Annotated in this window: 20 protein-coding genes; 16 read left to right on the top strand and 4 right to left on the bottom strand. The window is 66.3% G+C overall.

Annotation, left to right across the window (positions count from 1 at the left end; genetic code table 11):
• The first annotated feature begins 204 nt into the window (after positions 1 to 204).
• From ACHMWQ_RS00100 to ACHMWQ_RS00080, 5 genes are all read left to right on the top strand, one after another.
• The gene (locus tag ACHMWQ_RS00100; protein ID WP_396305915.1) at positions 205 to 1,113 is read left to right on the top strand and encodes a peptidylprolyl isomerase; all 909 of its coding nucleotides are present in this window, start codon (positions 205 to 207) and stop codon (positions 1,111 to 1,113) included.
• A gap of 162 nt (positions 1,114 to 1,275) precedes the next feature.
• Positions 1,276 to 2,508 carry a bifunctional glutamate N-acetyltransferase/amino-acid acetyltransferase ArgJ gene (gene argJ, locus ACHMWQ_RS00095; protein WP_396305914.1) on the top strand — a complete coding sequence of 411 codons (1,233 nt, stop codon included), beginning with the start codon at positions 1,276 to 1,278 and terminating at the stop codon, positions 2,506 to 2,508.
• 10 nt (positions 2,509 to 2,518) lie between these two features.
• Positions 2,519 to 3,262, top strand: coding sequence for a GNAT family N-acetyltransferase (locus ACHMWQ_RS00090; protein ID WP_396305913.1), 744 nt, complete (start codon positions 2,519 to 2,521; stop codon positions 3,260 to 3,262).
• A gap of 25 nt (positions 3,263 to 3,287) precedes the next feature.
• Positions 3,288 to 3,692 carry an 8-oxo-dGTP diphosphatase MutT gene (mutT, locus tag ACHMWQ_RS00085; RefSeq protein WP_354554492.1) on the top strand — a complete coding sequence of 135 codons (405 nt, stop codon included), beginning with the start codon at positions 3,288 to 3,290 and terminating at the stop codon, positions 3,690 to 3,692.
• Positions 3,693 to 3,781: 89 nt separating this feature from the next.
• Positions 3,782 to 3,961, top strand: coding sequence for a Flp family type IVb pilin (locus ACHMWQ_RS00080; RefSeq protein ID WP_396305912.1), 180 nt, complete (start codon positions 3,782 to 3,784; stop codon positions 3,959 to 3,961).
• Between the two features lie 6 nt (positions 3,962 to 3,967).
• Here ACHMWQ_RS00080 and ACHMWQ_RS00075 read toward each other — a convergent pair whose 3' ends face one another.
• Positions 3,968 to 4,831 (bottom strand): methyltransferase domain-containing protein, encoded by an 864-nt coding sequence (locus ACHMWQ_RS00075; protein WP_396305911.1) that lies wholly within the window; start codon positions 4,829 to 4,831, stop codon positions 3,968 to 3,970.
• Positions 4,832 to 4,917: 86 nt separating this feature from the next.
• On the opposite strand from ACHMWQ_RS00075, the gene ACHMWQ_RS00070 reads away from it, so the two are divergent.
• From ACHMWQ_RS00070 to ACHMWQ_RS00055, 4 genes are read left to right on the top strand one after another with little or no spacing between them, the layout of a single operon-like run.
• Positions 4,918 to 5,703 (top strand): ComF family protein, encoded by a 786-nt coding sequence (locus tag ACHMWQ_RS00070; protein WP_396305910.1) that lies wholly within the window; start codon positions 4,918 to 4,920, stop codon positions 5,701 to 5,703.
• 37 nt (positions 5,704 to 5,740) lie between these two features.
• Positions 5,741 to 5,998: a glutaredoxin 3 gene (grxC, locus tag ACHMWQ_RS00065; protein WP_266334868.1), complete on the top strand. Its 258-nt coding sequence runs from the start codon at positions 5,741 to 5,743 to the stop codon at positions 5,996 to 5,998.
• 40 nt (positions 5,999 to 6,038) lie between these two features.
• The gene (locus ACHMWQ_RS00060) at positions 6,039 to 6,890 is read left to right on the top strand and encodes a carbon-nitrogen hydrolase family protein (protein ID WP_396305909.1); all 852 of its coding nucleotides are present in this window, start codon (positions 6,039 to 6,041) and stop codon (positions 6,888 to 6,890) included.
• Positions 6,891 to 6,906: 16 nt separating this feature from the next.
• Positions 6,907 to 7,341, top strand: coding sequence for a DUF1178 family protein (locus ACHMWQ_RS00055; protein WP_266334872.1), 435 nt, complete (start codon positions 6,907 to 6,909; stop codon positions 7,339 to 7,341).
• A 97-nt stretch (positions 7,342 to 7,438) separates the two neighbouring features.
• Here the strand turns inward: ACHMWQ_RS00055 and ubiG are convergent, their stop codons facing one another.
• Positions 7,439 to 8,185: a bifunctional 2-polyprenyl-6-hydroxyphenol methylase/3-demethylubiquinol 3-O-methyltransferase UbiG gene (ubiG, locus tag ACHMWQ_RS00050; protein ID WP_396305908.1), complete on the bottom strand. Its 747-nt coding sequence runs from the start codon at positions 8,183 to 8,185 to the stop codon at positions 7,439 to 7,441.
• A gap of 277 nt (positions 8,186 to 8,462) precedes the next feature.
• Here ubiG and ACHMWQ_RS00045 point away from each other — a divergent pair, with 277 nt between their 5' ends.
• The 6 genes from ACHMWQ_RS00045 to clpB all read left to right on the top strand — a co-directional run bounded on the left by ACHMWQ_RS00045 (position 8,463) and on the right by clpB (position 18,715).
• Positions 8,463 to 9,716: an aspartate kinase gene (locus ACHMWQ_RS00045; RefSeq protein ID WP_354554504.1), complete on the top strand. Its 1,254-nt coding sequence runs from the start codon at positions 8,463 to 8,465 to the stop codon at positions 9,714 to 9,716.
• 163 nt (positions 9,717 to 9,879) lie between these two features.
• A complete protein-coding gene (ptsP, locus tag ACHMWQ_RS00040) occupies positions 9,880 to 12,147 on the top strand; it encodes a phosphoenolpyruvate--protein phosphotransferase (protein WP_396305907.1) in 2,268 nt (755 codons plus the stop codon).
• Between the two features lie 5 nt (positions 12,148 to 12,152).
• Complete coding sequence (gene prfA / locus ACHMWQ_RS00035) at positions 12,153 to 13,223, top strand: peptide chain release factor 1 (RefSeq protein ID WP_396305906.1); 1,071 nt, start codon at positions 12,153 to 12,155, stop codon at positions 13,221 to 13,223.
• Positions 13,220 to 14,098, top strand: a complete 879-nt coding sequence (gene prmC / locus ACHMWQ_RS00030) for a peptide chain release factor N(5)-glutamine methyltransferase (protein WP_396305905.1) — start codon at positions 13,220 to 13,222, stop codon at positions 14,096 to 14,098. Before prfA ends, prmC begins: the two co-directional genes overlap by 4 nt.
• A gap of 447 nt (positions 14,099 to 14,545) precedes the next feature.
• Positions 14,546 to 15,832 carry a DUF4167 domain-containing protein gene (locus tag ACHMWQ_RS00025; protein ID WP_396305904.1) on the top strand — a complete coding sequence of 429 codons (1,287 nt, stop codon included), beginning with the start codon at positions 14,546 to 14,548 and terminating at the stop codon, positions 15,830 to 15,832.
• Positions 15,833 to 16,114: 282 nt separating this feature from the next.
• Entirely contained in the window at positions 16,115 to 18,715 is a 2,601-nt protein-coding gene (clpB, locus tag ACHMWQ_RS00020; RefSeq protein WP_354554514.1) for an ATP-dependent chaperone ClpB, read from the top strand.
• A gap of 102 nt (positions 18,716 to 18,817) precedes the next feature.
• Here clpB and catB read toward each other — a convergent pair whose 3' ends face one another.
• Entirely contained in the window at positions 18,818 to 19,447 is a 630-nt protein-coding gene (gene catB / locus ACHMWQ_RS00015) for a type B chloramphenicol O-acetyltransferase (RefSeq protein WP_396305903.1), read from the bottom strand.
• A gap of 280 nt (positions 19,448 to 19,727) precedes the next feature.
• A complete protein-coding gene (locus ACHMWQ_RS00010; RefSeq protein ID WP_396305902.1) occupies positions 19,728 to 21,803 on the bottom strand; it encodes a M23 family metallopeptidase in 2,076 nt (691 codons plus the stop codon).
• Between the two features lie 329 nt (positions 21,804 to 22,132).
• Here ACHMWQ_RS00010 and ACHMWQ_RS00005 point away from each other — a divergent pair, with 329 nt between their 5' ends.
• Positions 22,133 to 22,504 (top strand): hypothetical protein, encoded by a 372-nt coding sequence (locus ACHMWQ_RS00005; RefSeq protein WP_396305901.1) that lies wholly within the window; start codon positions 22,133 to 22,135, stop codon positions 22,502 to 22,504.
• Positions 22,505 to 22,669 lie beyond the last annotated feature (165 nt).

Below are 22,669 nucleotides of genomic sequence, written 5' to 3'. Positions count from 1 at the left end.
TTAGGCGCGCCGTCACCTCACACGTCACAGCGTTCTGGACGCCGAGTTCCGAGACAGATAAGAGGGGGCACAAGGGTTGTCAACGTGGACGACCGGCGGCGTCATGCCCGCAAAATGCCGGAATTGCAGCAGATCCACGCACTTGATCGTGAGGAACACGCAATGCTCTTCACTTCTCTCTCCGTAAAGGAACAGGACAAGTCCATGATGTCTCGTGTCTCATCTTCCCTTACGGCCTTGCGCGGGCCTGCTCTGGCCGTGCTCGGCCTGATGGCGCTGGCGGCACCGGTTGCCGCGCAGGAAGCCCCCGCGCCCGCGGCTGCCCCCGCCGCTGCGCCTGCCGATCCGAAGACCGTTCTGGCGACCGTCAACGGCCAGCCGATCACCGAGGCCGATCTCACCCTGGCAGGCGATGATTTCGCCGAGGAACTCGCCAAGGTTGCGCCCGACCAGCGCCGCAAGGCCATCCTCGACGTGCTGATCGACCTGCGCCTGATGGCGGGCGCCGCCGAAAAGGACGGCCTCGACAAGTCCGAGGAATTCCAGCGCCGTCTCGCTCTGCTGCGCGCCCGCGCGCTGCGCAACGAGTTCTTCCGCGCCAAGGTCGACCTCGCCGTGACCGACGAAGCGGTCAAGAAGCGCTACGAGACCGAGATCGCCAAGATCGTGCCGGAAGAGGAAGTCCACGCCCAGCACATCCTGGTCGAGACCGAGGACGAGGCCAAGGCGATCATCGCCGAGCTCGACAAGGGCGGCGATTTCGCCAAGCTCGCGGCCGAGAAGTCGAAGGATCCCGGTTCCGCCAAGATGGGCGGCGATCTCGGCTTCTTCACCAAGGGCAAGATGATCAAGGAATTCGAGGAAGCGGCCTTCGCTCTCGAGCCCGGCAAGTACACCGAGAAGCCGGTCAAGACCCAGTATGGCTACCACGTCATCAAGTCGGTCGAGAAGCGCAAGCAGCCGCTGCCGACCTTCGACCAGGTCAAGGATCAGGTCCGCCAGCTCGTGCTGCGCGACACCTTCGTCGAGACCGTCGCCGGCCTGCGCAAGGACAGCAAGGTCGAGATCGTCGACCCGACCCTGAAGGCCGCTCCGTCGCAGCCCGCGCAGTAAGCGCAGGGTTAACGGATTGCTAACGGAAGGGCCGGACATCAGTCCGGCCTTTTTGCATTTCAGGATTGCCGCTTCCTCCGTTCCCTGATCCGAAACGGCTTGCGCGTGACAGGCGGTTCGGGCAGAGGGATGGCCTCTTTTGCCCGAACCCGCCGAGGCATCATGTCCACTGCCGTGTCCCCGCTCGCCGTTCCCTTTCCCGAGATGCCGCCGATCGAAGGCGTGACCTTCGCGACCGCCGAGGCCGGCATCAAGTACAAGAACCGCCTCGACGTTTTCCTGGCGCTGTTTGCCGAGGGAACGACGGTGGCCGGTGTCTTCACCCAGTCCAAGTGCCCGTCGGCGCCGGTCGACTGGTGCCGGGAATCGCTGAAGGGCGGCACGGCACGCGCCCTGCTGGTCAATTCCGGCAATGCCAATGCCTTTACCGGCAAGAAGGGCCGCGAAACCACGCGTTTGCAGGGCGAACTGGCGGCCAAGGTCGCGGATTGCCGCCCGGATGAAGTGTTTCTCGCCTCGACCGGCGTGATCGGCGAACCGCTCGACGCGCAGAAATTCGCCGCGGTCCTGCCGGATGCGGCATCGCGCGCCGCCGCCGGCCCCTGGGTCGACGCCGCCCGCGCCATCATGACCACCGACACCTTCCCGAAGGGCGCGACCCGCACCGTCAAGCTTGGCGCCGCCACGGTCACGATCAACGGCATCGCCAAGGGCGCCGGCATGATCGCGCCGGACATGGCCACCATGCTCTCCTTCGTCGCCACGGATGCCGCCATCGCCGCGCCGGTGCTTCAGGCGCTGCTGTCCAGGGGTGTCGATGGCAGCTTCAATTCCGTCACCGTCGACAGCGACACCTCGACCTCCGACACGCTGCTTCTGTTCGCTACCGGCAAGGCGCAAGGCGCGGAAACCATTACCGATTCCGCCGATCCGCGCCTGGTGGATTTCGCCCGGGCGCTGGATGAGGTTCTGCTCGACCTCGCGACCCAGGTGGCGCGCGACGGCGAGGGCGCGCGCAAGCTGATCGAGGTCCGGGTCGTCGGCGCCGTTTCCAACGCCTCGGCCAAGCGCATCGCGCTGTCGATCGCCAATTCGCCGCTGGTCAAGACGGCGGCGGCCGGCGAGGACGCCAATTGGGGCCGCGTCGTCATGGCGGTCGGCAAGGCCGGCGAACCGGCCGACCGCGACAGGCTGTCGATCTCCTTCGGCGAAACCCGCGTCGCCTTCGAAGGCGAGCGCGATCCTTCCTATTCGGAAGCCGTCGCCTCGGCCTACATGAAGAACCAGGAAATCGTCATCACGGCCGAGATCGGCCTGGGCGAGGGCAAGGCCACCGTGTGGACCTGCGACCTGACCAAGGAATATGTCGCCATCAATGGCGACTACCGCAGCTGAGGTGACCATCTTGCCGTCCATCCTGGGTATCGAATCCGCATGCCTGTCCGCCTGGCCTGCGGTCGGTACCGTGCATGACGGAGCCTGGCTCTGGCGCTTCGCGCATGGCTATTCGAAGCGCTCGAATTCGTTCCAGAGCCTCGATCCGGAAGATGACGAGGATGCCGAGCGGCGGATCGACTACCTCGCCGCCCTCTCGGTGCGCCATGGCATCGCGCCGGTCTTCCGCGTGACGCCGCTGGCCGGCGGCCGCGTGCTGGATGCGCTCGACCGCGCCGGCTGGTCCACCTATGAGGAGAGCCGGGTTCTCGCCATGTCGCTCGAGGATTGTGCCTTCGAGCCAGCCGGCGACGTCCGGTTCTTCAATCCGACCGATCCGCGCTGGTATCGGGCGCAGTCGACCTTGAGCCAGTCGACGGGCAAGACCGTGGAGACGCTGAAGATCCTGCTCGGGCTGATCGCGCCGGAGGCGCGCGGTGTCGTCGCCTATGCGCCGGACGGGACGCCGGCCGCCGCGGCGCTCGCCGTCAATGCGGGCGGGATCGGCATCTATCTCAACGTCGTCACCGACAGGACGAAGCGGCGCCAGGGCTATGGCGCCATGGTGATGCGGGCGGCGTTGCGCTGGACGACGGAGAACGGCGCCCGGGCGGCCGCGATCCAGGTGACCTCCGACAACGATGCAGCGATCCGGCTCTACGAGTCGCTCGGCTTCGTCGAGCAATATCGCTACCACTACCGCAGTCCCGCCTGATCCCTCCCGTTCCTCCGAGGTTTTGATGACACGCCGCCTTCTTCTCGTGGTCGCCTGTGCGCTGGTCGATGCCGACAATCGCATCCTGATCGCACAGCGTCCCGAGGGAAAAGCGCTGGCCGGACTGTGGGAGTTTCCAGGCGGCAAGGTCGATGCCGGTGAGACGCCGGAAGACGCCTTGATCCGCGAACTGCGCGAGGAACTCGGCGTCGAGACCAAGACCGCGTGCCTCGCGCCGCTCACCTTCGCCAGCCACAGCTATGACGATTTCCACCTGCTGATGCCGCTCTATGTCTGCCGGCGCTGGACCGGATTTCCGCGCAGCCTGGAAGGGCAGGCGCTGAAATGGGTGCGCGCCAAGCAACTCCGAGATTATCCGATGCCGCCGGCCGACGAGCCTTTGATCGCGCCGTTAATCGAGCTTTTATGAGTTTGGGCGAGGGTCTGGCCTGAAGGCGTCGCGTGTCGTGACGCCGAATGGATAGCGGAATTCCGTGGCTGTCCAGGCAAGGCATGTCGATGAGCGCCGCCGCTGGCCCCTCCCTTATCCGCTTCCTGCGCTCGCGCCGGGGCCCGATCGCCATCGAATACGGCCTGATCATCGGCGTCATCGTCCTGGCGCTGGTGGCCGTCATTTTCACCGGCGGCGGCATCCTCTCGCTCTATGAGCGTGTGTTAGCGCTGGCCGTGCAATCCTGACGCCTCTTACTCCGACGACTGCTCCCTCTCCTTGCGGGCCGCCTCCAGCGCATCGGCGAGCCGCACCTTGGCCGAGCCTGGCTTGAGCGGCTTCTGCTGGCTCTCATGCGGCGCCCATCCCGACAGCGCGATCAGCTCGAAGGTGGCGCGGACGCGGCCATCGGCGTCGGCGTAGCGCTCGGCATAGAGCGCGGCGGCGCGAGCCAGGATCGGCCGGGTCAGCGGGCGCGGGTCGCGCGCGACGAGCGCGTTGGTCGCTCCCATGGCGCGCAGATCGCGCATCAGATGGAACAGGCTGTCATAGCGGACGATGAGCCGGTCGGTGTCGGTCACCGGCAGGGCAAAGCCGGCGCGCTGCAGCAGCGCGCCGATGTCGCGCACATCGGCAAAGGGCGCGACGCGCGGCGCGGCGCCACCACGAATGTCGCTCTCGGCCTCGGTCAGAACGGCGCGCAGCTCATGCAGCGTGTCGCCCCCGACAAGGGCTGCCAGCAGCAGGCCGTCCGGCTTCAGCGCCCGCTTGATCTGGGCGAGCAGGCCCGGTAGGTCGTTGACCCACTGGAAGGACAGCGCGCTGACCGCGAGGTCGATCGAGCCTGGCTCCAGCGGCAAGCCTTCATTCGCGTCTAGCCGGACCCGTCGCACGTCGCCGCCCTGGCCGTTGGAGGAGAGCGCCGCCGCGAGGGCGGGCGAGAGATCCCCGATATCGGCTGCCTGCTCGAAGTGGCGGTTCACCGTCGACAGGCGGTCCATCAGGTCTTCGATCGTGCGGGCGAGCAGGAAATCGCTGCCGGAAACGGCGAGCCGCTCGGCGCGCGCGCGACGCAGGTCGAGCAGGTTTCGATCGAAGAGAATGGGGGCGCCGGCCATGGCACAGCCTTCCTGACGGGGGTGGTGGCGGCCGTTATGGGACTGGCGGCTCTTCCGGTCAAAGCCGTTCTGCATTACGCTGCGGCATGCGAGCGGGCGCGGCGGTCGAAAAATCGACATGGCTGGAGCCGCTTCGGGCACGGCTCCGGGCGGCAGGGCGGTTCGTCATCAATCTGGCGCTGCCGCCGGCCTGCATGGCGTGCAACCGGCCTGTGGCCGAGAGCGGCGCGCTGTGCGCGACCTGCTGGGACCGATTGCGGCTGATCGAACGGCCCTTCTGCCAACGGCTCGCGATTCCGTTCGGATACGACATCGGCCCGGAGGCGCTTTCCGCAGAGGCGATCGCCGATCCGCCGCCCTTCAACCGGCTGCGCGCTGTCGCCGTCTATGACGAATTGTCCGGCCGGATCGTGCAGGGGCTCAAATATCATGACCATGTCGAACTCGCCCGCTCGATCGGCGCGATGATGGTGCGGGCGGCGGGCGACATTGCCGGCGAGGCGCAGATCGTCGTGCCGGTGCCGCTGCATCCGCGCCGGCTCTGGCAGCGCCGCTTCAACCAGTCGGGGATGATCGCGGCGGAGATCGCGAAACGGCTGGAAAGGCCGCATCTTCCGGACCTTGTCGACAGGATCAAGCCGACGCGCCGGCAGGTGGGGCTGAAGGCGAGCGAGCGCGCGGCCAACGTCCAGGGCGCCTTTCGCGTATCGACGGAGGCCAGGGCGAAGCTTGCCGGCCGGCATGTGCTTCTCGTCGATGATGTCTACACCACCGGGGCGACGGCGAAGGCCGTGACGCGGGCGCTTCTGCGCGGCGGCGCGGCCCGCGTCGACGTCGTCGTCTTCGCACGGGTTGTCGAAGGGCTGGGCTGAAGCCTATATAGGCGGCTCCCAATCATCAGGATTGAACATGGCCGAAGTGATCATCTACACCCGGCAGGCCTGCGGATATTGTTCGTCCGCCAAGCGCCTTCTGGACAAGAAAGGCGTTGCCTATGTCGAATTCGACGCCACCGGAAAGCCGGAACTCCGCCAGGAAATGATCGAGCGCGCCAAGGGGCGCGCAACGTTCCCGCAGATTTTCATCGGCGGGACGCATGTCGGGGGCTGCGACGACCTGCACGATCTCGAGGGGCAGGGCCGCCTGGATCTGCTTCTGGCGTCCTGACGGGCGTCGCTTTCATTTTATTCAATCAAGGAGAGAGCCGATGACGAGCTTTAAAGCGGCTTGCGTCCAGATGCGCAGCGGACGTTCGGTGGCGGCGAATGTCGACGATGCCGAGGCTCTGATCCGGGCGGCGGCGGCAGCCGGGGCCGGCTATGTGCTGACCCCGGAAATGACGACCATCCTCGACCGCGACAAGGAAGCGCTGCTCGCGGCGATCGGCCCGGAAGAGATCGACACGTCGCTGCAGCGGTTCCGCGAGATCGCGCGCGAACTGGGTATTCATCTCCATATCGGCTCGATGGCGATCAAGCTCGCCGACGATCACATCGCCAACCGCTCGTTCCTGATCGCGCCGAATGGCGCCGTCATCGGCCGCTATGACAAGATCCACATGTTCGATGTCGATCTGTCCGGCGGCGAAAGCTATCGCGAATCCGCGACCTATCGCGCCGGCGATTCCGCCATCGTCGCCGACCTGCCCTGGACCAAGATCGGTCTGACGATCTGCTACGATGTCCGCTTCCCGGCGCTGCACCGGACGCTGGCCAAGGCCGGCGCCGCGGTGCTGGCCGTACCCGCCGCCTTCACCAAGAAGACCGGCGAGGCGCACTGGCACGTGCTGCTGCGCTCGCGGGCGATCGAGACCGGCTCCTATGTCGTGGCGGCGGCGCAGGCCGGCCATCATGAAGACGGCCGCGACACCTATGGCCACAGCATGATCGTCGATCCCTGGGGCAAGATCCTGGCCGAAGCCGACGACCAGCCCGGCTTCATCATCGCCGAGATCGACCCGGCCTTTTCCGCCTCGGCGCGCCAGGCCATTCCGGCGCTCGCCAATGCACGCGATTTTGCGCTGCCCGAGATGCCGCAGGTTGGCAGCTTCGTGAACTGATCCCCATATAGATGTCATGATCCGATACAATCTCGTCTGTACGGGCGGACACGACTTCGAAAGCTGGTTTCGCGACGCGGCGGCCTTTGACAAGGCCGCCAAGGCGAAGGCCGTGACCTGCCCGGAATGCGGCACCAGCGATGTCGTGAAGGCCTTGATGGCGCCGTCCGTTTCGACGGCGCGCAAGCGAGAGGCGGCGGCCGTGAAGGTCGCCGCGCCGGACCCGCGCCAGGCGGCTATGGTCGAGATGATGCGCAAGCTGCGCGCGCATGTGACGGAAAACGCCGACTATGTCGGGGCCAAGTTCGCCGAGGAAGCGCGCAAGATCCACTACGAAGAGGTTGAGGCGCGCGGCATCTATGGCGAGGCCTCGCCGGAAGAGGCGCGCTCGCTGATCGACGAGGGGATCGAGTTCCTGCCCCTGCCGGTCCTGCCGGAAGACGGCAACTAGAGCCTTCCCCGTTTCTCTGAAACGGCGCAACGCTCTAACTCCTTGTGGGATCGCGTTTTCTTCACGCGAACTGGTACCAACTTCGCTCGAAAACGCTCTAGCGGCGGACGGCCGACAGCATGTAGTTGACGTCCATGTCGGACGAAGTCTTCCACTGGTTGCGAAGCGGGTTGAACACGACGCCGGTCTCGGTCGAAAGATCGAGGCCGTTTTCCCGCAGCGCCGAGGCGAGTTCCGAAGGCTGCACGAGCTTCTCGTAGCTGTGCGTGCCGCGCGGCAACCAGCCCAGAATATACTCGGCTCCCACGATCGCCAGCGCCCAGGCCTTTGGCGTGCGGTTGATGGTCGAAAGAACCATCAGCCCGCCCGGCTTCACCATGGCCGACGTCTCGCGGATGAAGAGCGGCAGGTCGGCGACATGCTCGACGATCTCCATGGCGAGCACGATGTCGAATCGCTCGCCGGCCTGCGACAGCGCCTCGGCGGTCGTCGCCCGGTAGTCGATGTCGAGGCCCGCCTCGCGCGCATGCAGCGACGCGACGCCGATATTGGTTTCCGAGGCATCGGCGCCGACAACCGTCGCGCCCAGCCGCGCCATCGGCTCCGACAACAGCCCGCCGCCGCAGCCGATATCCAGCACGCGCAGGCCCTGCAGGGCCTTGGGGTCCCGCCCGTCGCGGCCGAACAGCCGCGCGGCCTCGTCCTTGATGAAGCCGATCCGGATCGGGTTGAGGCGATGCAGCGGCGCGAACTTGCCGTTGGGCGCCCACCACTCGCCGGCGATCGCCGAAAAATGCGCGATTTCGTCCTGGTCGACGGTAGTGCTGTGCTCGGCGGCTGACATGGGCGGCTCCTTCTCGGGCGAACGTCGTCGTGGCGGCGAGTGAAGTCAAGGCAGGCGGTCGCCGCATCCCCGTATCGGGGCAGGATCCGGCCCGTCGATCGGCCGATTTTCGCGCCGCGCCAGCCCGTCCCCAGAGCTTGGTGCAGCCCGCGCGCCGTCGCCGTTGCGGCTTCCTGCCGAAGCCGCTATGAAGGCGCCCGTCCGGTTGTTCTGGTTGACCGGAGATCCTTCAATCTCTTCCGCAGCTTCTGCGGAAACTGCCCTTCAAAGGTTGCTGATGGCCCGGCTGGTGATGAAGTTCGGCGGAACCTCCGTCGCCGATATCGATCGCATCCGCATTGTGGCTCGTCACGTCAAACGCGAAGTCGACGCCGGCTTCCAGGTCGCAGTCGTGGTTTCGGCGATGTCCGGCAAGACCAACGAACTCGTCAGCTGGACGCGCGCCGCGGCGCCGATGCACGATGCACGCGAATATGACGCAGTCGTCGCTTCCGGCGAGCAGGTGACCTCCGGCCTCCTGGCGATCGCGCTGCAGGAAATGGGCATCAACGCCCGCTCCTGGCAGGGCTGGCAGATCCCGATCCGCACCGATGGCGCCCATGGCGCCGCACGCATCGTCGACATTGACGGCTCGAAGCTGATCGAGCGGCTGGAGCAGGGCCAGGTCGCCGTGGTCGCCGGTTTCCAGGGCCTCGGCCCGGACAACCGCATCGCCACGCTCGGCCGCGGCGGTTCCGACACCAGCGCGGTGGCGATCGCCGCCGCGATCAAGGCGGATCGCTGCGACATCTATACGGACGTCGACGGCGTCTACACGACCGATCCCCGGATGGTACCGAAGGCCAAGCGCCTCGACCGCGTCTCGCATGAAGAAATGCTCGAGATGGCGTCGCTGGGCGCGAAGGTGCTGCAGGTACGATCCGTCGAACTGGCTATGGTGCATGGTGTGCGGACCTTCGTGCGGTCCAGCTTCGTCGATCCGGAAGATCCGGGCCTCGCCGATCCCAACAATCCCCCAGGCACCCTCATTTGCGACGAGGACGAGATCGTGGAAAAGCAGGTTGTTACCGGCATCGCCTATGCCAAGGACGAGGCTCAGATCTCGCTTCGCGAAGTCGCCGACAAGCCGGGCGTCGCCGCCGCGGTGTTCGTGCCGCTGGCCGAAGCCAACATCAATGTCGACATGATCGTGCAGAACGTCTCGGAAGACGGCACGACCACCGACATGACCTTCACCGTGCCGAATACCGATTTCGACCGGGCCTGGAAGGTGCTGGCCGAGGCGCGCGATTCGATCGGCTATACCAGCGTGCAGGGCTCGCGCGACCTGACCAAGGTCTCGGTGATCGGCATCGGCATGCGAAGCCATGCCGGCGTCGCGGCATCCGCCTTCAAGGCGCTTGCCGGCAAGGGCATCAACATCCGCGCGATCACGACGTCGGAAATCAAGATTTCGATCCTGATCGACGCGGCCTATACCGAGCTGGCCGTACGGACGCTGCATTCGCTCTACGGGCTGGACGCCGCCTGATCAACAGGCTTTCCGACCCTACGAAACAGCATTGTACCTTCTGCCTAACTCGTGCCACGACTAGGTAGGAAGCATGCGGGGAACCGGCCGAATCGGCCGGCTTCCCGAGACGGATTTCGATGGTCGGAACCCGTCAAAGCTCTCAAATTGCGGAAGGCGGACCATGCGGGGGTCACTCGCCGGGCCGCGCGTCCTGCTCCGTCGCCTGCGCGAAATCATGGCGGAGCCGATCAGCGCGCAAGACCGGCTCGACAAGATCGTAGCCCAGATCGCGGCCAACATGGTGGCCGAGGTGTGCTCGGTTTATGTCCTGCGCGCCGATGACGTGCTCGAGCTCTACGCCACCGAAGGCCTGAACCGGTCGGCCGTCCACCATGCGGGCCTGCGCGTCGGGCAGGGCCTTGTCGGCCTGATCGCCTCCGAGGCGCGCCCGCTCAATCTGCAGGACGCGCAGAGCCATCCGGCTTTCGCCTACCTGCCGGAAACGGGCGAAGAGATCTACAACGCGTTCCTCGGCGTGCCGATCCTGCGCGCCGGCCGTACGCTCGGCGTTCTCGTCGTGCAGAACCGCGCCCACCGCACCTATCACGACGAGGAAGTCGAGGCGCTCCAGACCACCGCGATGGTTCTGGCCGAGATGATCGCGGTCGGCGAGCTGCAGGGCTTGGCGCGGCCCGGAACCTCGCTCGACGTCAAGCGCCCGTTGTCGCTGAAGGGCACGCCGCTCTCGGACGGCATCGCGCTTGGCCATGTCGTGCTGCACGAGCCACGCGTCGTCGTGACCCAGCTGATCGCCGAGGACACGGACAAGGAGAGCCAGCGGCTCGAGCAGTCGATCGCCAATCTGCGCCTCTCCGTCGACGACATGCTCTCGCGCGACGATATCGCGCCGGCCGGCGAGCATCGCGACATCCTCGAAGCCTATCGCATGTTCGCCTATGACCGCGGCTGGGTGCGCCGCATGGACGAGGCGATCCAGAACGGGCTTTCGGCCGAAGCCGCCGTCGAGAAGGTTCAGAGCGACACGCGCGCCCGCCTGCAGCGCCAGACCGATCCGTATCTGCGCGAGCGGCTGCACGATTTCGACGACCTGGCCAACCGCCTGCTGCGCGAGTTGATGGGCAAGTCGCATGGTCCCGATGGCGGCACGCTGCCCAAGGACAGCATCATCGTCGCGCGTAACATGGGCGCCGCCGAACTGCTCGACTATGACCGCAGCCGCGTGCGCGGACTGGTGCTGGAGGAGGGCGGGGCGACCAGCCACGTCACCATCGTCGCCCGTGCCCTCGGCATTGCCACGATCGGCCGCGCCGCCAACATCGTCTCGCTGGTCGAGAATGGCGATCCGATCATTCTCGACGCGGATATCGGCGAGGCGCATGTGCGGCCGCCGGCCGATGTCGAGGCGGCCTATGGCGAGAAGGTCAAGTTCCGCGCCAAGCGCCAGGCCCAGTACAGGCTGCTGCGCAACAAGCCGGCGGTCACGCTGGATGGTCACCGCGTCTCGCTGAACATGAATGCCGGCCTTCTGGTCGACCTGCCGCATCTTTCGGAAGCGGGCGCCGAGGGCATCGGCCTGTTCCGCACCGAACTCCAGTTCATGGTCGCCTCGACCATGCCGCGCATGGACGAGCAGACCGCGCTCTACGCCGCCGTCCTCAAGGCCAGCGGCAACCGGCCCGTCACCTTCCGCACGCTCGATATCGGCGGCGACAAGGTACTGCCCTATATGCGCATGCAGCCGGAGGAAAATCCGGCGCTTGGCTGGCGGGCGATCCGGCTTGGCCTGGATCGCCCGGGCCTGCTCCGCATGCAGTTGCGGGCGCTGTTGCACGCGGCGGCCGGTCGCGAGTTGCGCGTCATGCTGCCGATGGTCACCGAGGTGAGCGAGATCCGTCGCGCCCGCGCCCTGCTGGAGCGCGAGGTCGCGCAGCTGCGCCGGCATGGCCACGACGAGCCGTCGCGCATCCTGCTCGGCTCGATGGTCGAGGTCCCCGCGCTGCTGTTCCAGCTCGATTCGCTGATGGAGGCCGTCGATTTCGTCTCGGTCGGCTCCAACGACCTGCTGCAATACATGACGGCGAGCGACCGCGGGAACATGCGCGTCGCCAGCCGCTTCGACCCGCTGTCGCGGCATTTCCTGCGCACGCTGCGTCGGATCGTCGAGGCGGCAGATCGGCATGGGACCCCCGTGACCTTGTGCGGCGAAATCGCCAGCCGGCCGCTGGCCGCCGTTGCGCTGGCGGGCATCGGCTTCCGCTCTCTCTCGATGTCGGCCGCCTCGATCGGCCCGGTCAAGGCCACCCTGCTGGCGCTTGACGTGAGCCGGCTGAAGGCCGTGCTTGATCCCCTCCTAGCCCTGGACGATGGCGAGGACGGCGTCCGCGCGGCGCTTTCCGCCTTCGTCGAAGCCGAAGGCATACCGATCTGACCTCCTTGCTGCCGCCCGGGCTTCCCTGGGAAAAGATCAATCATCTCGTTGCCCGCGCCGAGGTCATCGACCAGAAGCTCGCCGCGACCAGCGACGGCGCGACCCTGGTGCAGTTGTCCAAGGAGCGTTCGGAGCTGCAGGATATCGTCGAGGCCGTTCACCGGCTAAAGGCGGCCGCAGCCGAACGCGAAGCGCTGGACGATCTCGCCGGCGATCCCGAGATGGCGGCGCTTGCCGAGGAGGAGCGGGACTCACTCGAGGCGCAGATCGAAGCCCTGACTCAGGAGATCCGTGTTCTGCTCCTGCCGCGCGACGCGGCCGACGAGAAGAGCGCCATCCTCGAAATTCGCGCCGGCACCGGCGGCGACGAGGCCGCCCTGTTCGCGGGCGACCTTTTTCGCATGTATCAGCGCTATGCCGCGCTGCATGGCTGGCGGATTCAGGTTCTCTCCGAGAGCGAGGGCGAGGCTGGCGGCTACAAGGAAATCATCGCCGACGTGACCGGCAAGGGCGTGTTCGCCCGGCTGAAGTTCGAATCCGGCGCCCACCGCGTGCAGCGCGTCCCGGCGACCGAGGCGAGCGGCCGCATCCATACCTCGGCTGCGACGGTGGCGGTTCTGCCCGAGGCCGAGGATGTCGACATCGACATCCGCCCGGAAGACATCAAGATCGACACGACGCGCGCCTCGTCGGCTGGCGGCCAGCACGCCAACACGACCGATACGGCCGTGCGCATCACGCATATCCCGACCGGCACCGTCATCGTCGTGGCCGGCCGGTCGCAGCACCAGAACCGCGCCCAGGCGACGCAGATTTTGCGCGCCCGGTTGTTCGACATGGAGCGCGAGCGGCTTTCGTCCGAGCGCGCTGCCGACCGCAAGGGCCAGGTCGGATCCGGCGATCGCTCCGAGCGCATCCGCACCTACAACTTCCCGCAAGGCCGGGTGACGGACCATCGCATCAATCTGACGCTCTACAAGCTCGAGGCGGTGATCACGGGCGAGGCGCTCGACGAGATCATCGAGCCACTGATCACCGAGCATCAGGCGGGGCTGCTGGCCGCGCTCGATTCATGAGCCTTCCGGCCGCCACGCTGGCTTCGGCGCGCCGCGCCGCGGCGGCGCGGCTGGCGGCCGGGCTCGGGCCCGATGCGACGCCGGCGCTGGATGCGCGCCTGCTGGTCGCCGGCGCGCTGGGCATCGCGCCGGACCGTCTCGTCCTGGTCGATGACCGGGAGCTTTCCCAAGCCGAGAGCCATGCCATCGACGCGGCGATCGAACGCCGCCTGGCCGGCGAGCCCGTCGCCCGCATTCTCGGCGAAAAGGAATTCTGGGGCCTGACTTTCAATCTCGCCGACGCGACGCTGGTGCCGCGCCCGGACACCGAGACCTTGGTCGAGGCGACGCTCGCCTGGATCGACCGCACGCATGGCCGCGACAGGCCGCTGCGCCTGCTTGATATCGGCACCGGCACGGGCGCGATCCTGATCGCCCTTCTCAGCGAACTGCCCCGTGCGATCGGCCTCGGCGTCGATCTGTCGGAAGAGGCGGCCCGTGCGGCGCGCGACAACGCTGCGCGGCTGGGTTTCGCCGAGCGCAGCCTGTTCGTTCGCGGCTCCTGGTCGGCGTGTTCCGGGCCCGTGGATGTAATCGTCTCAAATCCGCCCTATATAGAGAGTGGAATCATCTCCACCCTGGATCGGGAGGTCAGAGACCACGATCCGATGCTGGCATTGGATGGGGGGGATGACGGTCTCGTTGCATACAGAGCGATCCTTGCGGATCTGGACCGGGTGATGCATCCCGGCGGTGCGGCGTTCTTCGAAATCGGCCACGATCAGGCTCAGTCACTCGCGTCGCTCGCCGGTGAATCCGGTCTCACGGTCGAAGTCCATCGCGATCTCGCGGGTCATGACCGGGTGGTGGAACTGCACCGATTGACTGGAGCCTGATGCCAAAGCGCGCAGGCGCCTGAAATTGAATAATCCGCTTGGAAATCAGCCACGAAACAGCTAGTTTCCGAGCCACCGCAGATGGAATTGATGCGTCTCCCTGACGTCGAAGCTTAGGCTTCGCGAGGGAGCGGCGCGGTAAGGGCCAGATTGGCCGTGAGGGTCGGATCGGGGGAGATCGACCGGGCTTCAGTGCCTAGAGCGTCATCTCTACTTGGTACGACACGAATTCCCAGGACGCCCCGCTCCGGCGGTGGCCAGGTTGCCCAAGGTCCGATGTCTGGACACTTGGCTGCCCGATCCGCGGAAGAGTGACGATCGTCTTCGCCGGTTCCGGCGTTTCGGGCTGAGGCTCGATGCGGCCCGATATCGACGGATTTGTCCGGCCGGCGTTTCGCTTCGGTCGATGAGATTGGTTGACCTTGTTGGTCACGGAAGAGAAAATTCATGAGACAAGGACAGCAGAACAACAATAACAACAAGCGGATGCGCGGGCGGAACAACAGCAATAGCAACAACAATAACAACAACCGCAAAGGCCCCAATCCGCTGACCCGCTCGTTCGAGAGCAACGGTCCGGATGTCAAAATCCGTGGCACCGCTCTCCACATCGCGGAGAAGTATGTGACGCTGGCGCGCGACGCGCAGTCGTCCGGCGACCGCGTCATGGCCGAGAATTATCTGCAGCACGCCGAGCATTATTTCCGCGTCATCGCGGCGGCGCAGGCGCAGAACCCGCAGAACGCCCAGCAGCCGCAGCCGTCCTATCGTTCCGACCAGGACGATGAGGGCCTCGACGAAGAGGACGATCGCTTCAGCGAGCGCTTCGGTCAGGCACACAATCAGGAACGCGGCCAGCAGGTCGATCGCCAGCCTCCGCGGGACAATGACGGCAACGTCGCCCAGACCGACGGGCAGCCCTATGCCAACGGCCAGAACAGCGGCATCCAGAACGAGGCCCGCGAAGGCGGTGATCGCCAGCAGGATCGCCCCGAACGTCAGGACCGCCAGGAGCGTTACGAGCGGCCGGCGCGAACCGACCGGCAGGATCGCGGCGAGCGTCAGGACCGCCCCGAGCGGAACGATCGCTCCGATCGCAACGAGCCGCGCGGCGACCGTCCCGAGCGGACGGAACAGCGCGTGGATCGTCCCGAACGCCAGGACCGTCCTGAGCGTCAGGATCGTCCGGAACGTCAGGATCGCCCCGAGCGGACCGACCGCCAGCCGCGTGCGGACCGTGGCGAGCGTCGCGACCGTTCGGATCGCGGCGACCGCAACGAGCGTTCGCAGCTTCCCCGCTTCGTGACGGGGGAGCCGGCGCCGCAGCCGGTTGTCGACGCTGCGCAGTTCCATCCCGCGGCCGATCAGGCGAAGCCCGAAGCCATCCGCGCCGAGCCGGCCAAGTCCGAACCGGTGACGCCGGAAGTCGTCGAGGTCGCGAAGGCCGAACCGGCTGTCGTCGCGCCAGTCGCCGAAGCCGTCGTGGCCGAAGCGCCGCGTCCGACCCGGGCGCCCCGCAGCAGTGCCGCGAAGGCCGAGCGGGCCGCGGCGGCATCCGCCGCTGCCGCCGAAGCAGCGCCCTCGCTCGATCTTGGTATCGAAGGTGCGGCCTCGACCGATGAGGAAGAGTTCCGTCCGCGCCGCCGTCGCACCACCCGCGCGCGGGTCCGCACCTCGGAAGACGAGGCGGGCTCCGAGCCGGCGATGGCCGGCGAGCCGGCCGGCGACGAATAGGTCGTCCTGCCGCAGATAGATTGAAAACGCCCGGGCCTCGCGCCCGGGCGTTTTTGTTTCCGGCCCAGGGATCCGCGCCGGCCCAAACATTGGCTTTCGGCTGGTCGTGATGCGTAGGGCAGGCTCGCTAAAATTGTGCGGCCCGCCCCTTCCTGTTGCTATAGGGCAACACTATATCCGGACTGGCGGCAGGCCGGAACTTGGCTGTCGCTGGACTGAGGTCCATATTCAGAGCGGCCCATGCGCGCCTTCGGGGCGATGGGACCGGGTCAGGAGGCGACGATGAATTTTGATAATTACTCCGAGCGCGCGCAGGGCTTTATCCAGTCAGCGCAGACGCTCGCGATGACGCGTGGCAACCAGCAGTTCACGCCCGAACATCTTCTCAAGGTTCTGCTCGATGACGAGGAAGGTTTGGCCGGTGGCCTGATCGACAGTTCCGGCGGCAATTCCCGCCAGGCGCTCGCCGCGACGGAACGCGCGCTCGAAGCCATGCCGAAGGTTTCCGGTGGCGGCGCCGGCCAGCTTTATCTGGCACCGCCGCTCGCCAAGGTCTTCCAGCAGGCATCCGACCTCGCCAAGAAGGCCGGCGATAGCTTCGTCACCGTCGAGCGGCTTCTGCTCGCTCTGGCGCTGGAAAAAGACGCGAAGACGGCCGACATCCTCAAGGATGCCGGCGTGACGCCGGTTGGCCTCAACCGCGCGATCGAAGCCCTGCGCCAGGGTCGCACGGCGGACACGGCCGGCGCCGAGGGCCAGTATGATGCGCTGAAGAAATATGCCCGCGATCTCACCCAGGTGGCGCGCGACGGCAAGCTCGACCCGGTCATCGGCCGGGACGACGAAATTCGGCGCACCATCCAGGTGCTGTCGCGCCGCACGAAGAACAATCCGGTGCTGATCGGCGAACCGGGCGTCGGCAAGACGGCGATCGCCGAAGGCTTGGCGCTGCGGATCGTCAATGGCGACGTGCCCGAAAGCCTGAAAGACAAGCGCCTGCTCGCGCTCGACATGGGCTCGCTTATCGCCGGCGCCAAATATCGCGGCGAGTTCGAGGAGCGCCTGAAGGCGGTTCTGTCGGAAGTCACGTCGGCTGCCGGCGGCATCATCCTGTTCATCGACGAGATGCACACGCTGGTCGGCGCGGGCAAGGCGGATGGCGCGATGGATGCGTCCAACCTCCTGAAGCCGGCTCTCGCTCGCGGTGAACTGCATTGCGTCGGCGCCACGACGCTCGACGAATATCGCAAGCATGTCGAGAAGGACGCGGCGCTCGCCCGCCGGTTCCAGCCGATCTTCGTCGGCGAGCCGACGGTGGAGGATACGGTTTCGATCCTGCGCGGCATCAAGGAGAAGTACGAGCTGCACCATGGCGTGCGGATCACCGACTCCGCGCTGGTCGCCGCCGCCACTTTGTCGAACCGCTACATCACGGATCGTTTCCTGCCCGACAAGGCGATCGACCTGGTCGACGAGGCGTCCGCCCGGCTGCGCATGCAGGTCGATTCCAAGCCGGAAGCGCTCGATGAACTCGATCGGCGCATCATCCAGCTCAAGATCGAGCGGGAAGCGCTGAAGAAGGAGACCGACCAGGCCTCGAAGGATCGGCTCGAGCGGCTGGAGAAGGAACTGACGGACCTCGAGGAAGAATCGGCGGCCTATACCCAGCGCTGGCAGGCGGAAAAGCAGAAGCTGAACGTCGCGCAGAAGCTGAAGGAACAGCTGGATCAGGCGCGCAGCGACCTCGACAAGGCGCAGCGTACCGGCGATCTGGCCAAGGCCGGCGAGCTTGCCTATGGCACGATCCCGACCCTGGAACGCCAGCTCGTCGAAGCCGAGAAGGCGCAGACCAGCACGATGATGGAAGAAGCGGTAACGCCCGACCACATCGCGCAGATCGTCTCGCGCTGGACCGGCATTCCGGTCGACCGCATGCTTCAGGGCGAGCGCGAGAAGCTGCTGCGCATGGAGGACGAGCTTGGCCGCCGCGTCGTCGGCCAGGGCGAAGCCGTGCATGCGGTGTCGACCGCGGTTCGCCGGGCGCGCGCCGGCTTGCAGGATCCGAACCGGCCGATCGGCTCGTTCCTCTTCCTCGGCCCGACCGGCGTCGGCAAGACGGAGCTGACGAAGGCGGTCGCCTCCTTCCTGTTCGACGACGAGACCGCGATGGTCCGCATCGACATGTCCGAGTTCATGGAGAAGCACTCCGTGGCCCGGCTGATCGGCGCCCCTCCGGGCTATGTCGGCTATGAGGAGGGCGGGGCGCTGACCGAGGCGGTTCGGCGTCGGCCTTACCAGGTCGTGCTGTTCGACGAGGTGGAGAAGGCGCATCCCGACGTCTTCAACGTGCTGCTGCAGGTTCTCGATGACGGCCGCCTGACCGATGGTCAGGGTCGCACGGTCGATTTCAAGAACACGCTGATCATCATGACCTCGAACCTCGGCTCCGACTATCTGGCGCATCTGCGCGATGACGAGGATGTCGATGGCGTGCGCGAGCAGGTCATGGCGGTGGTGCGCGGGCATTTCCGGCCCGAGTTCCTGAACCGTCTCGACGACATCATCCTGTTCCATCGCCTGAAGAAGACGGAGATGGGCCGGATCGTCGAAATCCAGCTCGGCCGCCTCGCCAAGCTGCTCGAAGAGCGCAAGGTGACGCTGGAGCTGGACGATACGGCGCGCAGCTGGCTGGCCGAGAAGGGCTACGACCCTGCCTATGGCGCGCGTCCGCTGAAGCGGGTGATCCAGCGCTATGTGCAGGATCCGCTGGCCGACAAGATCCTGGCCGGCGAGATCGCCGACGGCTCGCTGATCAAGATCACGGCCGGCACGGACAGGCTCCTGTTCCTGCCGCGCGGCGAGACGGCCTCGCAGGCCGCCTGATCCGCAACCGACGCGGATCCTGTTGCAAAGACAGGGTCCGCTTCCCCAACAAAGAGGCCGCGCCGGAGAAATCCGGCGCGGCTTTTTGCTGTCGGCAGCGGCTCAGCCGGTCTGGTCCTCCCAGTGCCTGTGAAGGGCTGCGACATCGCCCGAGCAGAGCAGGGGCATGGCGTTGCGGATCCGCTCGATCGGCCAATCCCACCAGGCCATTTCCTGCAGCAGGGCGATGGCCTCTTCGGGGAAGCGCTTGCGGATCGGGCGCGCAGGATTGCCGCCCACGATCGCATAGGGCTCGACATCCCTCGTCACCAGGGCCCGGCTGCCGATCACCGCGCCATTGCCGATGCGGATGCCCGGCATGATCATCGCCTCGGCGCCGATCCACACGTCATGGCCGATCACCGTGTCGCCGGCAGGCTGGTAGGCGCTGACCGCACCGGCGAAGGCCGGCTCTTCGGGCACGAAGAAGAACGGGAAGGTCGATACCCAGTCGTTCCGATGGCCCTGGTTGCCGGCCATCATGAAGCACGCCCCGGTGCCGATCGAGCAGAAGCTGCCGATGACGAGACGATCGACATCGGTGCGGTCGGGCATCAGATAGCGGGCGCAGTCATCGAAGGAATGGCCGTGATAATAGCCGGAATAGTAGCTGTAGCGGCCGACCTGGATATTGGGGTTGATGACCTGCTCGGTCAGCGGCTTGCCCAGAAACGGGCTCTCGAAATAGTTCATGGTTCTTGTCCATGTCGGTGCGCCTGCGAAACTCGTCGCAGCGGGCACCCCAGAAACAGAAATTCGCCTCGGGCGAGGCGGGTGACGGCACAAGCCTGACTGCCGCATCCGAGATGCGGCAGTCAGGCAAGCGCGGTCATCTGTCGCTTTCTGGTAACATCAAGCTTTCTCCGGACTAGTTCCGGCTCCGCGTTGAAGGCCCATCGCCGCGACGATGGTGCTGTCCAACGGTCTTCTGCTCTTCGCCTCGCGGCGAAACGGCGTTGGTCTGCGAGGCGCCCTAGTTGGTTGCCTCTTCCTCGGCGTTGATCGCGGCGACCTTCGAACTGGCCGGCATGCCGATCAGCGTATCGATGCGGGTCTTTTCCTGCTTGAAGGCCAGCAGCATGTCACCCTGCAGAACGCGGCCGCGCGGCAGGCGCACGCGCAACGGATCGACCGGCTTGTTGTTGATGCGGACCTCGTAATGCAGATGCGGGCCGGTCGACAGGCCGGTCGAGCCGACATAGCCGATGACCTGGCCCTGCCGCACCTTGACGCCCGGACGGATGCCCTTGGCGATCGCCGACTGGTGGCCATAGGCGGATTCATAGCCATTGGTGTGCTGGATCAGCGTGAAGTTGCCGTAGCCCGAACTCCAGCCGGCCTTCTCGACCGTGCCGTTGCCGGCGGCCAGGATCGGCGTGCCGCGCGGGGCGGCCCAGTCGACGCCCGGATGCAGGCGCGTATAGCCAAGGATCGGGTGCTTGCGGTAGCCGAAATTCGAACGCAGCACGCCGCCATTCATCGGCTTGCGGACCAGGAATTTCTTGGCGCTGCGGCCTTCCTCGTCGAAATAGTCGACCACGCCATCATCCGGCGAGCGGTAGCGGTAATAGCGCTTGGTCGCGCCGTCGAGCGTGATGGCGGCGTAGAGGATTTCCTCGTCATCCTCGGCACCGCCGGATTCCGGCAGCGAATGGAAGACTTCGAGGGAATCCCCCGGTGCGACGCGCGACTGGAAATCGACGTCATAGGAAAAGATGTGGATCAGCTCGGTGATCAGCGGCACCGGGATCTTCTGCTCCAGCGCGGTCTCATAGACCGCCTGGTAGAGGCGCGGCATCGGGCTGTTGTCGGCCGGGGCCGGCTCCGCCATCTCGAATTCGTCGGTCGAACTCTCCGGCTCGTCGGCACGTACGAAGGTGTCGTCGTCGCGGCGCGCGACGGTCGCCTGGTGCGAGCCTTCGTCATAGATCGACACGCGCATCGGCCGCGGGGTTTCGCCTTCCGCCGAGAAGAGGATGCGAACCTTCTGCCCGGCCTGCAGGTCCGACAGGTCCATGAGGTTGGACATGGCGGCAAGGATGTTCTGGGCGTCGGGCTGGGCGACGCCGCTTTCGTCGAGGATCTCGGCCAGCGTTTCCTTCTTCTCGACCACGGCGACGCGCTCGTCGGACGGGATCGCCGGGCCGGTCTTGGAAACGAAGGAGACGTTCTCCGGCACGATGCGCACGCCGAGCGCCGAGAACGGATCGGTGCCGCTTTCGTCGAAGGAGAAGCGGTCCGGGTCGACATAGGGCATCGCCGCGATCTGGACGCCGTTGGATACGGTCGTCTGGATCGAGGCGCGCGCGACCTGTTCCGCCTCGTCCGGGCTGAAGCTCGGCTCCTCCGGCTGCGGTGCCTCGCCGATCGGGAAGTCGCTGACCTTGATCGAGACCTCGCCCTCGACATTGGCGCCGTAGATCTGCTCCTGCTCGGCCCCGACCGCGACAACGCTGGTGCCGTCGCCCTTGGTGTCGTCGGCGACGCCGTCGGCATTGCCGTCGATGATCAGGCCGTCATCGCCGCCGTCCCCTGACGCGCCTTCATCATCGACGACGCCGAGCTTTTCGGCGGCGGTGGGAGCGGGCGGGCTATCGCCGCCCTTGTCGCCGCCGCGGCTGCCGGCCGCTCCGGCGACGATCTTGGCCGGGTCATAGGCCGGGACGTCGTCGCTGAGGGCGGTGATGGTTGTGGCGATCGAGGTCGCGATGCGGGCGAAGGGTTTCAGCTTGATGAGATCGCGGTCGCCCTGCTTGGTGACCGTCGAGACCTGGACGACCTGGCGATCCGAGGCCGGCTCGCGCGCGGTACGGATGCGATCGCCCTTGGAGCCGTTGGAGAGGGGGACGTCGCCGCCCGCTTCCGAGGCGCGCATGGCGCGGCCAACTTCCGGCGGGAAGGCCAATTGGTGACGCCCGTCGAGCGCCGCCATCAGGGCGCCGCCCATCAGGATGGTGGAGGTGAAGCCCGTGAGCACGGTGCCGGTCAGCCAGCGAATGCTGACGCTGCGCCGATGCGGAACACCCTCGCTCGTGTCGCCAACCGTCAAGGGCGGCTCCCGCCCGAGGTCGATGCGCGCGCCGTGCATTCCTCTTGCTGGCGCGCCGCCGCGCGTCGATGCCTTCACGGTCTCGTATTCTCCCCGTCGCCGGCAGCTTTTCTAGCGCCTGTCATCTGATCCTGGAGCCTGCCCCGCGTGACGAAGGAACTTGCCGTCCGCGGCGGCTCAAGTCAACGAAGCGGTCGCCTCTTGCGACCATCCCGCATGGCGCCTTGCCGGACGGCCATGCGCGGTAGCCGCGCGACCGACGCAGCACCGCAAAGGACAGGCTCCTGAACTCGTCCCTTTTCGTGTCATCAATATGGCTGGCGCCGGCTTTGGCGAGGGAAGAGGGAAGAGGGAAGAGGGAAGAGGGAAGAGGGAAGAGGGAAGAGGGAAGAGGGAAGAGGGAAGAGGGAAGAGGGAAGAGGGAAGAGGGAAGAGGGAAGAGGGAAGAGGGAAGAGGGAAGAGGGAAGAGGGAAGAGGGAAGAGGGAAGAGGGAAGAGGGAAGAGGGAAGAGGGAAGAGGGAAGAGGGAAGAGGGAAGAGGGAAGAGGGAAGAGGGAAGAGGGAAGAGGGAAGAGGGAAGAGGGAAGCCTCCCGGCTCCTTGGTCCTGCACGACGCCGGAACGGGCGTTGCCCGGTCCTCGGGCGGTGTCCGCCTCGCAACGAGGCAGCGGCTCGCGCGCTGCGGGGATCCGATAGGTTAACGAAAATTAAGGTATTTCAAGAACTTGCTGGTTTCGGCCCGTTCCTGCGGATTGCAGCGGCTTCGACGGCTGCTTATCCACATGGCGGAATTTCGGGCGGCCGCGGCAATCGAAATTCTTGGAAATAGGCGTTGACGGGCCGGGCGTGTCTCCCTATACCTCTCC

The sequence above is a fragment of the Kaistia sp. UC242_56 genome (assembly GCF_044452255.1).
In the GTDB taxonomy this organism is placed as follows: Bacteria; Pseudomonadota; Alphaproteobacteria; order Rhizobiales; family Kaistiaceae; genus Kaistia; species Kaistia defluvii_A.
This window is presented reverse-complemented; position numbering and strand designations above follow the sequence as displayed.